This is a genomic window from Enterococcus gallinarum, assembly GCF_021496385.1.
GTDB classification, from domain to species: Bacteria; Bacillota; Bacilli; order Lactobacillales; family Enterococcaceae; genus Enterococcus_D; species Enterococcus_D gallinarum.
Map to the genome: position 1 here is coordinate 2,587,283 of NZ_CP050816.1, position 13,654 is coordinate 2,600,936.

Consider the following 13,654-nt stretch of genomic DNA (forward strand, 5'->3'; position numbering starts at 1 on the left):
CATTTTAAAGAAAGTTGGCAAAAATAGCGAAAAGCGATTGACATTAGGCGCTCCTTTTTCTATAATGTTATTTGTTGCTGACTTGTCATAGTAGCTCAGCTGGATAGAGCATCCGCCTTCTAAGCGGACGGTCGGGGGTTCGAATCCCTCCTGTGACGTTATATTATCATACGTTCTATATACAAACCGTTAGGAATATGAATTCCTAGCGGTTTTTGTTTACCGTTTATGGACATCCCGGGACCTTTTTACGTCATACTAGTTTTATAAGCACACAGATTACACGAATCTATCGAAATTAAGCTTGTCAAATCTTGTATTTATCGGGCGACAAGAATTTGAACTTTTTGTCACGTGAAATCATAAATTTTTCTGAGCTAAGGTGACGCTAAAAATATCTATAGGAGAAGCGCTCATCTCATGTAGCCTATCTTTTATTCACTATCCTACTAAGCTTGTAGGTTAAAAAAAATTGAAACTAACCATCATTAAAGAAAAAATCTCCTCCTCGATTTTAAGTAAAAAAGTCTTAGTGCAAAAACCTTTTTCGCTTGTTCAATAAGCACGTGACAAAAGCGTAAGTTGTTTTTTTACATTGTTAATGTTAATCTCCACTTAAATATAATATCTATACAATTAAAAACACTACAGAAAGGCGTGAATTAAATGAAAAGATTATTTATCGTCCTCTCCATTCTCTCTTTGTTATTCATTGGTCTAAGCTGCATTGGAAACGCTTATTCAGAAGAACACTCAACGCTTTCAACTACTACCACCGATACAAACAACACCTTCATAACTGTTTCATCAACTGATATTTCTGATCCAATACTAACAAACTCACTTGAAAAAGAAACAGCACCTACTGCAGCCACTTCATCAGAGCAAGAATCTCGAACATCTCTTTGGGATATTGAAGACGAAAACAAAGTAAAATATGATTCTGATCAAACAAATTCTCCAGAACTAACAGATCAAGAAGCAACGAAAATCAAAGAATTATATGAAAAAGGAATCGCTGAAGGAAAAGTTAATCGAGAATTATACTCCTATGAAGCTTTTCAAGAGAATTATCAAGTAAATAAAACAACTTATGAAGAAATGAAAGAAGTTGTTGGCGCTGGATTAACCTATGATAACTGGTTTGGAGAAATATTAAATTACAGTGCCTTCCCGGATGGAGAAGGACATTCTCCTCGCAATAATCAACGGCAAAAACGTGCAACCCAAAAACAAAACGCAGACCGTTTCAAACGTGATCTTCGTAAAGGAGATATTATTGTTGTCAGTGGTGGTATGGGGCATGCAGCAATCGCCACTAGTGATAACTATATCTTGGAAATGACTGGGGGAAAAGTAATAGATAAATGGCCTACTGGAGTCATGAAAAATAATAACCATCAATATTCAAAGCATAATTGGCTGTGGGGAAATGAGGATCAAGAAGGTGTGAGTCCTAGCAAAAATATAGATAAGTGGATACAAATCTGGCGTATCCCTAATAAAGGAATGGCTAATCAGTGTGCAAATTATGCCGATAAAACATTTTGGAACTCATCTGGTGGATACAAAAAGAATCGTTACTATGACTATTTCATTGGACCTAACACGTTGTCTATGAATCCAACTTACTGTTCAAAATTGGTCTTTCATGCTTTTTGGTATGGTAGTGGTTCATCTCCAGTCATGCAAAGCTTTGCTTCAGGACTTACTTTCATTGCTCCGAGTGCTTTGCCTAATTTATTTACTAGTTCCTACAAACCCTATAAAGTTGGAACCTATTGAAGGAGTGTTTATTTATGAAAAAAATTAGGTTCTTTTTAATAGGGTTTGTTCTTTTTGTAATAGTTGGATTATTGTTATATGTCAGTTATTTTAAATATCATGAATATACATCTGACAAAAAGATTGATGACTTTATAGCCCGAATAGATAAAATTCCTAAAAAAGAAATCCTATTGGTAAAAGATACTTATCGACAATCAACCAAACAGGAAACAAATTTTTCAAAAAAAATCACTACTAAAAAAGATTTTGAAAAATGGAAAAAAGAAATTAAAAAAAATGGAAAATTTTATAATGGAGATCGCCTACCTAAAAACTATTTACCGAAAGTAGAAGATTGTGAATTAATTTATAATTTTGTGTGTCGTCTCCCAGTTAAAAAAGTTGAATTTACTTACGTGATCACTGGAACTGGTTATATAAACAGTAAAAAAGTAATCAAAGAAAATTTTGCCTATCCTGATATCCCTTTCGATTATCCAGAAGAATAAAACTCATGAACTTCCTTGATCGAAATTACTTAGGTGAACCCATATTCAAAAAACGTTATTTTACCGCTAAGGACCCTTGACCTTAGCGGTTTTTGTTTTGCTTTGTACCCAATCTGTGCCAAATATAAATCAAAGATGCACTCTTTGTTCAACCAAAAAGTGCATCTTATCAAACTAGCAAGTTCTTTTATTTTTCATCTCACGAATGTCCGAGTTATCGCGAAAAAACTGTAACACATGGATTCATAAATCAATTATCTAAAGGTGTTGGTCATTGTTGCTAGTCATCAATCATCTTCTGTCGTATTTCTTAGCAATAAAAACCACCTTCTCTTTCGATCACTTCATCCAAGCGATACGTACGCTACCGTTCTTCTCTGAAAGTTATTTACCGATTAATTAGCAACGTGTATTTGCTGTTGTTCAACTAACGGATAACTAATCAGTTTTTCACTGTCTAAGTCTTCTTTATGCATATCTACAGCGACAATTTGACTATTTTCATAGGTCCGATAGTAATAAATTCCTTTGTCGACATTGCAGCAAGAAGAATAAATGGTATATTCATATTTCCCGTCTCCCACATCACATAATCCTTTTTGCTGTTCGACAGACCCTAAAATATGGAAAAATTGGCTGATACTTTCTGATTCTGAATCACCAGATACAGAATTCAGTTTCGTGAATGCAGCCTTCACAAATCGAGACATCGAGGACAAATCCCCAGGCAACCCAATTCCGCCCATTCCTCGACTATACTCATTCAATTCGATTGCATCTGAGAAGGTATTGGTTGGCGTTTTACTAGATAAAGAACGATAGTTATTTAAATTGAACAAATGATAGTCAAAAGAAGGATTGTTCGTTAGGACACCAACAGGATTATCATAGATATGAAGTCCGTCTTTCATACTTTCTACAACGATTGAAGATTCTTTATCCGCTAATAACCAGTGTAAAGGCGATAGCGGAAGATTTTCGCTAAAATTGATATTAACCAAATTGATTTTATTCAACAATTCTTTTGCTTCAGCTACTGTGCTGCATTGCCCTAATATCCAGGGAATGAATTCAAATGGTGTGACATTGTCTTTATTCTCAACCGGTTCTTTGTAATCTGCAAAACCAGCAAAATTTAACCCAGCCATGCTTAAACCTTTTTCATTGGTAGCATCATAATACAGCGGATAATCCGCTATACCAGCAGCAATCCCGATCATCGCATAATGCTGTGATAACTCACCAACTTTTCGAAAAGACAGCCTATAGTTCCTAGGAGTAATCGTGACTACTTCTTCATAAGACAGCTCATAATCAAAGTTTCTACCAAAATAGTGATCTCGCGTTGAATAAGTAATTGATGTACACATATTTTTTCCTCCTAATGTTCATTTTTTCACTTATATTTTACTCCTATTCACTTTTTTTTCAAAAGAAATGATTGTGTCTCGAACTCAGTTCTTTTATTGGTTATAATCATCTCTAGGAAAATGAACGTTAACAAGTACTCTATTCGTACTTTTCAATAAAACTTATCGTTGTTACACTAGATTTCATACCTATCGTAAAAAAGCATTAATTATCAAAAAACCTTCCAATAAAAGATGTATTCTACATACAAGGAGGCAGTGAGGTGATTTATGGATTATACAAAAGACATTCAACTGGCATTACTCTACATTGAAAATAATTTGACTGGCGATCTCTCCTCAAAAGAAATTGCAAAAAAAGCCGGCATGTCAGAATTTCATTTTCAGCGTGTATTTAAAAAACAACTGGGCATGGGAGTATATAAATATCTTCAAAAAAGACGTATGGCCCATGCTTCCCTACTACTTTTGAAGAGCGAATTGAAGATTATCGAAATTGCTCTGATCAGCGGTTTTTCCTCACAAGAGGCGTTTTCCAGAGTTTTTAAGTCCTATTATCAACTCCCTCCTCGACAATATAGAATCCAATTTAAAAATTTTTTTAGGGGGAATCAAAAAATGAGTGAGACAAAAATAAATGGCTGGTTGCTTTCTGGAAATAATTTTGACAAATATGAAGTGACAATTGATCAAATGAATTTTCATAGTGGAAATCAGTCAGTAAAAATGAGCCAAACAGAGAGCTTATACACAGAGAATTTTGCAACTGTTATGCAACAAGTGAGTGCAAAAAATTACATTAATCAACGTGTGCGATTAAGCGCATACCTAAAATCAGAATCAATTGAAGGTTGGGGAGGAATTTGGTTGAGAATTGATGGCAAGAATTTTGAACAATTAGCGTTCGATAATATGCAGAATCGTCCAGTAACAGGCACAAATGATTGGAATTATTATTCTTCTGTCTTAGATGTCTCACAGGAAGCTGAAGTTTTAAATTTTGGGTTTTTGTTGCAGGGAAAAGGCACTTTGTGGGCTGATGATTTTTGTTTAGAAATCGTTCCCAATGATATTCAAACAACCGAATTTAATAGTGACCAGTATTACCCAACGGAACCCCAAAACTTGTCGTTTTCGGAATAAGAAAAGTTAATAAATGAGCTACAGTAGAATTCAAGATGCCACAAGACCTTATGGAATACTACTGTGCTTGAAGGATCCAAGCAAAAATCCTGCTCCCCTCCTTTTCTTATACGAAAAAGAAATAGCATTCTGAATCAATGCGAGGTAAAATAAAAGAAAACTTTTTACCAATCAGCTTATTCTGAATCGGAGAGGAAGCTTTCTATGGATACAATGATGAAAAGTATCATTACAGAAAAAGATTTATTACGGCAGATCCTGCTTCTCGAAGAGTTATCCAATCACAAAACGATTACGGCAAAGGCATTGGCTGCTTCGATTCAAACTACAGAGCGGACTGTCTTTACAGATATTCAGTATATTCGAGAGCAATTGCCTGACGGATGGGAAATCGAAGCGACAAGTAATGGCTTTTCTTTACTTAAAAAAGATTCCCAACTAACCAATCAATTATGGGAAAGCTTCTTGCCGCTTTCAATTGGCGCTATGTTGATCAAACAGTTATTCTTTGCAAAAGGAATCTCAACACAATCTTTCTTGCATGACAGTGGTATCTCTTTTGAAACATTGAAACGTCATGTTACAAAAATCAACCGTGGCATTAAACCATACAATATTCGAATTCAGTTGAACGCCAAGCAAGCCAAACTGTCAGGTAGTGAGATCAGCATTCGAGTTTTCTTCCATCGTCTGCTGCTGCCTTTTACCCACAATAATTATTTCTTTGAAGATTATGCTATTCATGAATCACATTATCTTATCTTTTTACAGTCACTGAAACGTCAAGAGTTGGACGTTCTTTCTGAAGAAATTTTTGGCACTTGCTGGTTCTTCATCAATACAATCCGAATCAAAGCCAATTGTCGGGTCAATGCACTCGCTTTTGATCCTTTAGATCCGCTTTTTTTACAATATCAGCAGTCGCTCCAGCAAGTTTATCAAAAAGAAGGCGTCTATTTGAATCAGGAGGAGTGTTTCTTTAGTTTCTATTGTTTTCTGGAAAGTTGGAATTACAACAATCAGTGGACAAGCAAAATTGCTGTCACACTAGATGCCTATCAGGAAATCAAACAATCCGTCCAGCGATTTGTTCAAGAACTTGGGCAAGAATTGGCGATTCCCCTACTTTCTGAAACCCAGTTAGCGGACAATTTGCTGCTTTTGGTCTTAAAATTCAATGAATCCGCAAAACTGTCTGAACAATTTCAATTAGAGTATCAAGAAATGATGCACATTCGTCAACACAACTATCAAGCAATTTTTGAACGATTACGGAAATTTATCTTAGATCCAAAATTTGCCATTGTAACCGATGAACCTAAGTATATCTTGAATATGGCTTCACTCCTCGTACAACAAGCTGTGCTTCAGGCACGACCAGTAACGACCCGAGCTTTCTTCTTCTTTCAAGGAGAACCAGCATGGAAAGTTTTCTTGCAACAGGAAATAAGTGATTATTTGGGTTCTAGGATCGAATTAGTCCCAGTCGAACCAGCTGAATTCGCAGGGATGACTACTCGAAATGACGACTTCATTATTTCGAACGTCCCTTTGGATGATCCCAAATTACCAGTCTTCTAACTTTCAATGCTGCCAACTAAAAATGAGCTCAATCAATTGACTGAGCTCATCCAAACATATTATCTGATCAACCAATGACTTAGCTTAGTTCATTGGTTGTTTTTGTATTTTGCCGATTGGCGCGCCGCTTCATTAGATGCTTTTCAACTTCAACCACCGCAAAGAGTAAGAAGCCATTTGCTGCGATACTAAGATGCTGTACAAGCGTCAATGTAGTTGTCCCAATCAGTTGCTGCGCAACTGGCAACACCAGAACCATTCCTTGCAAGATCACCAAGATTCCTAGAGAAATGAACAGTGCCCGATTTTGGAACATACTCTTGTTCAATGCTGGCTCTAAAAGCTCCCGACAATTCAACATGTATACTGCTTGTCCTAATACGATGTTCTGCAGGAGAATCGTTTGCTGGACTGCTTGCCCTTCAAATTGCATGGACAAAAAGTAAGCAGGAATCATGATCAGTAGAGAAACATAGACGATTCGGAACATGCTGTACATGGAAAGAATTCCTTCATTGACTGGACGTGGCGGCCGATCCATCACATCTTTACTCGCTTTTTCGAATCCTAGTGCATAAGACAATGTAATTGTTGTTACCATATTGACCCAGAGGATCTGAACTGGAGTCAAAGGTAATGGACGATTTAACAAGAGAGCAAAAATGACAATCAATCCTTGCGCTAATGCTGTTGGCAAAAAGAAGTTGATAGTTTTTTTCAGATTGTCAAAGATCCGTCGCCCTTCTTTGACTGCATTCGCGATTGTATGGAAGTTATCATCTGCCAAAACCATATCGGCTGCTTGCTTGCTTACTTCACTTCCTTTGATCCCCATAGCGATCCCGATATCTGCTTTTTTCAATGCGGGAGCATCATTGACACCGTCTCCGGTCATGCCTACGATCTCACCATTATTTTGTAGAGCGGTCACAATTCGTAGCTTGTGCTCTGGCGTCGTCCGAGCAAAAACATCCACGTGATTGACTTGCTGTGCCAACTCCTCATCGGTCATTTGGTCGATATCTAATCCTTCAAGAACTTTCTTCGTATGTTTCAACCCGACTTGCTCGCCGATGGCTTGCGCCGTTTCTTTGTGGTCTCCTGTGATCATTTTGACTCTGATCCCCGCTTGTAAGGACTCTCTCACTGCTTTGATTGCACTGTCTTTTGGCGGATCAATGATTCCTGCAAGACCTATGAAGACTAAATCAGTGACTTCTTCATGAGCAACTTGACTGGATGCTGGAACTGTCTTGTATGCGAACCCTAAGACCCGCTGTCCTTTCTGTGCTAGCTCAGAAGCCGCTTGCTGCCAATAGGATACTTGATCTTCTGATAGCTGACTTTTATTTAGCAAAACTTCTGGAGCGCCTTTTACATATAAGATTGATTGATCCTCTTGCAAAGGATGCAAAGTTGCCATGTACTTGTAAGTAGAGCTAAAAGGAATTTTTGCTGCAACTTGTTGCAAGGGTAATTCCTGAGTCTCCACAAACTGCAGCAGCGCCCGCTCAGTAGGATTACCTTGCAAATCTGCTGCCCGCTGAGAACTATCTTGTTTCAGATCTTGACAATTTGCCATGATATCGTACATGAGCGCTTGCTCTTTTTCGGTTACAGTGACAGTATCTACAACGGTCATTTCATTTTTTGTCAATGTTCCTGTTTTGTCCGAACAAATGACTGTCATTGCACCAAGCGTTTCCACCGACGGCATCGTCTTGATGATTGCTTGCTGATCTGCCATTTCTTTGACACCCATTGACAAAATCATGGTTAAAACAGCTGGTAATCCTTCCGGAACCATTGCTACGATTAACGCGATCACTGAGGAAAACAACACGTTTAGTTCTAGACCATACCGGAATGCGGTAAAGAAAATTAAGAAGAGAATCAGCGCGACAATACCGCGAAAAATCTGCTTGTTTAACTGATGCATTTTCTTTACCAACGGTGTCTCTTGTGATTTCACTGACTGCAAAGCTTGATTGATCTTACCGATTTCTGTCTCGTCGCCAGTTGCTACTACCACACCGATAGCTGACCCACTTTGAACAAGTGTACCAGAGAAGACCATGTTCTTTTGATCTCCAATAATACTGTTTTCTGTGATGACGTGTTCTGTTTTCTTGACTGGCTCAGATTCTCCAGTTAAGATCGACTCTTCTACGACCAATCCATGATTTTCGATCAATCGCATATCCGCTGGTACGACATCGCCCGCCTTCAATGAGACTAAATCTCCTTGAACGATCGACTCTGCGGCAACAGTTTGCTGCAGTCCTTCCACAATGACTACGGCTTCTTGGCCCATCATTTGTTTTAAGCCGTCCAAAGATTCTTCCGCTTTTCGTTCCTGCCAGTAACCCACAATGCCGTTGATGATAACAACTAGAAGAATGATGCCACTTTCTACATAATCACCTGTAACAGCCTTTAAAGCTGCAGCAACCATCAACACGATCATCAACAGATCCGTAAAATGTTTTGCGATTTTTTGCCAAGTTTTGATTTGAACTTTTTCTGCAATGCGATTTGCACCATCTGCTTCTAACCGTGCCTGACGTTCTTTATTTGAAAGTCCCTGACGATCGGACTGTAGCTGCTTCATCAATTGTTCTTTTGAAATTTGATACCACTTCATTGTCATTCCCCCTAATGTCTTTTTAGCTTTCGCTTGTCTATAAGTATAGGGGGGATTCTTAAAAATAAACGGTCGATTATTTCAGTCTAATATGAAAAAAATGCCCATTAAAAAAAACGTTCTATTAGAAAGATCCATTTCCTCCACCATCACCAGGATTCGCTCTTATGATTTTTTCATGAAACATCGCGATAGCCTGTGCGGTTTCTGCCATATTTGCGAGCGTTACACTTTTTTTCATTGCTTCATCAAGGAGAAGTGGGCCTGGTTGAATACTGAAAATACCAGCAAAATACTGACCGATCTCTCCTAGATCAGGCTCCCTTTGCCCACACAATGCAACAACTGGAATAGCATGGGGCTGTGCGATTTTGGCCACACCTAATGGCACTTTTCCGGCTGCAGTTTGACGGTCAAAACGGCCTTCACCGGTGATGATCAACGTAGCATCACTGATTCTAGTCTCTAATTTCAACAGTTTCGCAATGGTCATAAATCCAGAACAGATCTGTCCCCCTAGTAAGACCATCGCACCGCCGATACCTCCAGCAGCACCCGTTCCAGCGATCCCATTTAAATCAATTTGGTATTCTTGCTGCACGAAATACGCTACTTTTTTTGCTTGCTGCTCCAATACCTGTACCGTTTGAGGTAAAGCACCTTTCTGAGGTCCGAAAGTAGTTGCAAATCCTTCAGCTCCAGTATAAGGATTAGTTACATCTGCTAAAACCAACAGTTCGATACCAGAAAGCAGTTTCTGCACTGCTGTTATCGAAAAATAATTTATGGTCAACAAAGGATTGCGCGCATCTGCCGCAGGTTGATACATTAGTTCCGCACCTAATGCTTCCAGTAAACCCAGTCCGCCATCTGTTGTTGCACTGCCACCTAACGTTACATAGATCTGTGCTACTTTTTCATTGATTGCATCTGCGATCAAAAGACCTAGCCCGTAGGAACTAGCCTGTCTGGTTGTTTGATCTGAAGGATCAAGTAATTGGATACCGATGATTGCTGCACATTCAATAATCGCTATTCGCTTTTGATTGATTGTTGTCAGTAAATACGAAACTACTCGTTCTTCTCCTAGGGGACCGACACTTGTTACGGATTTATACTGTCCTCCATAGGCAGCAAATAACGCAGCCATTGTTCCTTCTCCACCATCTGCGATGGGGATTGATTCTTTTTCCCATTGTACTGGAAACCCTTTAAGTGCTGCCTGATTTAATTCTTCCGAGGTAGCACTCCCTTTAAATGAGTCAATCATTGCTATCACTTTCATATCGAACCCTCACCTCGTTTTCTTTCATTAAACACTGAAATACGTCTTACAACAAGAAAAAAGAGTGTTGCTACTCTTTATCAACCCATGGTTAACTTTATCAATCAAAAGTTAACTTGTTCTCCATTGTGCTCCTCTCTTTCCTGTTCTACAATAAAGCTAGCCAATTCAATGGAGGTGCGTCATGGAATTACCAATTGGACAGGAAATAGCCAAGAGAAGAAAGGACAAACAAATCACTCAAACAGAGCTAGCTGATTTTATGAGTGTTTCTAAGGCCTCGGTTTCTAAATGGGAGACGGGCCAATCTTATCCAGATATTACCTTGTTGCCACTCTTGGCTGCTTTCTTTGATTGCAGCGTCGATGATCTTTTAGTGATCAATTCTCAGCTAACAACTCAAGAAATCAAGCGGATTTACCAGTTGTTGAAAGACTCGTTTGAAACTAAATCCGCTGATGACGTGTTACTTATGCTGAGAGGACTCATTCGCCGTTATTATTCCTGCTATCCATTTCTGCTGCAGATGGGACTTTTTTATCTGAATCATTGGGATCTGTTGCCTATTCCAGCTCAAGTTACTAGGACAGAACAAGTACCAAATAATGAGAAAATTGTTGAGGATCAACGAAAGTATTACTTACAAGAGGCGGTTAAATTATTTGAATTAGTCAAAACTAACGGTTCCGCTGACCTCCTGCAACAAGCTAGCTATTATGAAGCCTATTCAATGCTTATGCTTGGTCAGGCAGAGAACGTTTTAGGTGTATTAGGAAATAAGACACCCGTTTTCTTGCCTGTGGAATCTTTGATTGCAGCTGCGCACCAACAAATGGCAGATGGCTCAGCCGCAGAAACTGTTCTTCAAAGTGCCATTTATCAATATGTCACAGTTTTACTCAGTCTGTTGACTAACTACACGCTTTTGCTGACCAAAAAACCCCAAGCTATGGAAGCAACTTACCAACGAGGGCTGGCCTTTTGTGAAACATTTGACTTATCCAGACTACATCCAGTCATTATGCTCAATTTTTTGGCTGCCTGTTTGACCACTTTTGCTGTACAAGGCAATAGTGCCCGCTTGCTTTGCGCTTTGACTCGTTATGTCTCATTGCTGGAAAAAACAGAAGATCCTTATCTCCTTCATGGTGATGCGTACTTTGATCAGATCGAAAGTTGGATTGATGAGTTGGAACTTGGAAATCAGATGCCCCGTAGTTCTAATATGGTAAAAAAACAATTGATAGGGCTGATTCTTGAATCACCCCTATTGCAGCCCTTCAAAGATCAACAATCATTTACAGAATTATTCCAGCGCTTGCAAGCAGTAGCCGCCCATACTGCAGATGACACTCATGGAAAGGAGGAAACACGATGATGACCACGAGCATTCCAGAAAATATTGGTGACTATCTACCCATTCTGATCCCATTAGCACTTTTGCAATTCGGGTTGATACTTGTTGCTGTTTTAGATATCGTTAAACAGAAACACTTTAAATTCGGCAACCGCACGTTATGGATACTTGTTTCTTGTTTGATTAGTATTATCGGACCAATTTTGTATTTCACTTTTGGGAAAGGAGAAAAAGAATGAACGTCATTGAGATCAATCAATTATCTAAGTCTTTTGGCGAAAGAAGAATTCTAGATGCCATTTCTTTTGTCGTTCCCAAAGGGAGTGTTGTCGGCTTTGTCGGGGAAAATGGTGCTGGTAAAACAACAACGATGAAGCTGATTTTAGGCTTGCTAAAGTCAGATAGTGGGCAGATCACGGTCTGCGATGAGCCGGTTGTCTATGGAAATGCTCAAACAAACCGTAAGATAGGCTACTTACCGGATGTTCCCCAATTCTATTCTTTCATGACCGCAACAGAATACCTGCATTTTTGCGGAAAAATAAGCGGTCTTGGCAAACAGCTGACTAGCCGAATCGATGAGATTCTTCAGCTGGTCAATCTTGAAAAAAATACCAAAAAAATCAGCAGCTACTCACGGGGGATGAAGCAACGGCTGGGTCTAGCACAAGCTTTATTGTCAAAACCAGAAATATTGATTTGTGATGAGCCGACTTCTGCGCTGGACCCGCTGGGACGCAAAGCCTTTCTAGATCTTTTACTTGCCATCAAACAAGAAACGACAGTTCTTTTTTCTTCACATATTTTATCGGATGTTGAACAAATTTCGGATTACGTGGCGATTTTACATCAGGGAAAGATCAAACTCTTTGGTGAAATAGAGGAATTAAAGACACAATTTCGCCAAGAAGATTATCTTCTTCAATTTGCCACCTCACAAGAAACAGAGCATTTCTGTCAGCTCGCGAAAGGTGCGGCGATTAATTGGACGAGGGAAAAACATCAACTGATTATTCCAGAAAATCAAACTTTTCAACAAGGCCAAAAAGTGCTGCAACTCATGGCTGAAAATGAATTGGTCCCCTTACTCTTCCAAAAAAATGAATCCTCGCTAGAAAAAATCTATTTGGAGGTAGTTAAATGACGCAGCTAACAGTTTTTTTAAGAAAAGAAGTATTAGGCGGCTGGCGGAATAAAAAGATCATCATTTGTGGAGTGATTTTTCTGATGGTGGGCATGCTCTCGCCTTTTTTGGCAAAAATAATGCCGGATATCTTTTCTTCCATGGTGACAGATGGGATCCAAATCACTGTTTCCACGCCGACATCTGTCGATTCGTGGATGCAATTTTATGGCAATATCGGTTCATTGGGTCTCTTGGTTTTTGTGATACTCTTTGCAGATACGATTTGTGCGGAAATTGAGCAAGGAACTCTGATCAATCTAATCACAAAGGGATTGCCAAGACAAACGATTCTTTTAGCAAAAACACTTTATCTTTATTTCCTTTGGACACTTTTCTATGCTGCCGCTTTTCTCATTTGTCTTCTTTATACAAGAATTTATTTCAATGACTCTTTGACCCATCATCTTATCAGTGCGGGTTTTAGTTATTGGTTATTTGGGCTATTGTCAATCAGCTTACTGCTGTTAAGCTCCGCATTTGCTAAAAATGTTTACCAAGTCTTACTCTTTTTAGCTGCTTTTTATGGTATTGGCGTATTGGGTAGTCTCTTTGAATCTCTCCAAAAGATCAATCCTTTTTCATTGTCCAGCCAGACAATTGCTTATATTCAAGGAAATTCAGAGCTGATGGACTTCTTACCAGCTGTTCTGATAGCTGTAGTCGGATCGTTTCTGTCATTAATCATTAGTCGTTCGATTTTTCAAAAAAGAAAGCTTTAGACTAATTTGATTATTTCTGGGAAGTAGTAAATAACAGCCTCTCTGACAATTGATGTCAGAGAGGCTGTTATTTTGAATAAGTGATATTTTTTA

Annotated in this window: 10 protein-coding genes, 1 tRNA gene and 1 pseudogene; 9 read left to right on the forward strand and 3 right to left on the reverse strand. The window is 38.8% G+C overall.

Features of this window, described 5'->3' with window-relative positions:
• The first annotated feature begins 84 nt into the window (after positions 1 to 84).
• The 3 genes from HED61_RS12745 to HED61_RS12755 all read left to right on the forward strand — a co-directional run bounded on the left by HED61_RS12745 (position 85) and on the right by HED61_RS12755 (position 2,276).
• Positions 85 to 158 (forward strand) — tRNA-Arg (locus tag HED61_RS12745).
• Between the two features lie 508 nt (positions 159 to 666).
• On the forward strand, positions 667 to 1,785 hold the full coding sequence (locus tag HED61_RS12750) for a hypothetical protein (RefSeq protein WP_219644993.1): 1,119 nt from the start codon (positions 667 to 669) through the stop codon (positions 1,783 to 1,785).
• Positions 1,786 to 1,799: 14 nt separating this feature from the next.
• Positions 1,800 to 2,276 (forward strand): DUF3139 domain-containing protein, encoded by a 477-nt coding sequence (locus HED61_RS12755; RefSeq protein WP_219644992.1) that lies wholly within the window; start codon positions 1,800 to 1,802, stop codon positions 2,274 to 2,276.
• 395 nt (positions 2,277 to 2,671) lie between these two features.
• Here HED61_RS12755 and bsh read toward each other — a convergent pair whose 3' ends face one another.
• On the reverse strand, positions 2,672 to 3,646 hold the full coding sequence (gene bsh, locus HED61_RS12760; protein ID WP_081131637.1) for a choloylglycine hydrolase: 975 nt from the start codon (positions 3,644 to 3,646) through the stop codon (positions 2,672 to 2,674).
• Between the two features lie 270 nt (positions 3,647 to 3,916).
• Here bsh and HED61_RS12765 point away from each other — a divergent pair, with 270 nt between their 5' ends.
• Together HED61_RS12765 and HED61_RS12770 are read left to right on the forward strand one after the other, a co-directional pair.
• Complete coding sequence (locus HED61_RS12765; RefSeq protein ID WP_113849560.1) at positions 3,917 to 4,789, forward strand: helix-turn-helix domain-containing protein; 873 nt, start codon at positions 3,917 to 3,919, stop codon at positions 4,787 to 4,789.
• Between the two features lie 204 nt (positions 4,790 to 4,993).
• Positions 4,994 to 6,448 (forward strand): annotated as a pseudogene (locus HED61_RS12770) (helix-turn-helix domain-containing protein).
• Between the two features lies 1 nt (position 6,449).
• On the opposite strand, the gene HED61_RS12775 reads toward HED61_RS12770, so the two are convergent.
• Together HED61_RS12775 and HED61_RS12780 are read right to left on the reverse strand one after the other, a co-directional pair.
• On the reverse strand, positions 6,450 to 9,014 hold the full coding sequence (locus tag HED61_RS12775; RefSeq protein ID WP_081131640.1) for an HAD-IC family P-type ATPase: 2,565 nt from the start codon (positions 9,012 to 9,014) through the stop codon (positions 6,450 to 6,452).
• Positions 9,015 to 9,138: 124 nt separating this feature from the next.
• Positions 9,139 to 10,299 carry a glycerate kinase family protein gene (locus tag HED61_RS12780; RefSeq protein ID WP_219644991.1) on the reverse strand — a complete coding sequence of 387 codons (1,161 nt, stop codon included), beginning with the start codon at positions 10,297 to 10,299 and terminating at the stop codon, positions 9,139 to 9,141.
• A gap of 184 nt (positions 10,300 to 10,483) precedes the next feature.
• Between HED61_RS12780 and HED61_RS12785 the strand changes: the two genes are divergently transcribed.
• From HED61_RS12785 to HED61_RS12800, 4 genes are read left to right on the forward strand one after another with little or no spacing between them, the layout of a single operon-like run.
• Positions 10,484 to 11,677 (forward strand): helix-turn-helix domain-containing protein, encoded by a 1,194-nt coding sequence (locus tag HED61_RS12785; RefSeq protein ID WP_219644990.1) that lies wholly within the window; start codon positions 10,484 to 10,486, stop codon positions 11,675 to 11,677.
• Complete coding sequence (locus tag HED61_RS12790) at positions 11,674 to 11,895, forward strand: PLD nuclease N-terminal domain-containing protein (protein WP_003126159.1); 222 nt, start codon at positions 11,674 to 11,676, stop codon at positions 11,893 to 11,895. Before HED61_RS12785 ends, HED61_RS12790 begins: the two co-directional genes overlap by 4 nt.
• On the forward strand, positions 11,892 to 12,800 hold the full coding sequence (locus HED61_RS12795) for an ABC transporter ATP-binding protein (protein ID WP_219644989.1): 909 nt from the start codon (positions 11,892 to 11,894) through the stop codon (positions 12,798 to 12,800). The genes HED61_RS12790 and HED61_RS12795 overlap by 4 nt, the downstream gene beginning before the upstream one ends.
• On the forward strand, positions 12,797 to 13,561 hold the full coding sequence (locus HED61_RS12800) for an ABC transporter permease subunit (RefSeq protein WP_219644988.1): 765 nt from the start codon (positions 12,797 to 12,799) through the stop codon (positions 13,559 to 13,561). The genes HED61_RS12795 and HED61_RS12800 overlap by 4 nt, the downstream gene beginning before the upstream one ends.
• The last annotated feature ends 93 nt before the right edge of the window (positions 13,562 to 13,654 follow it).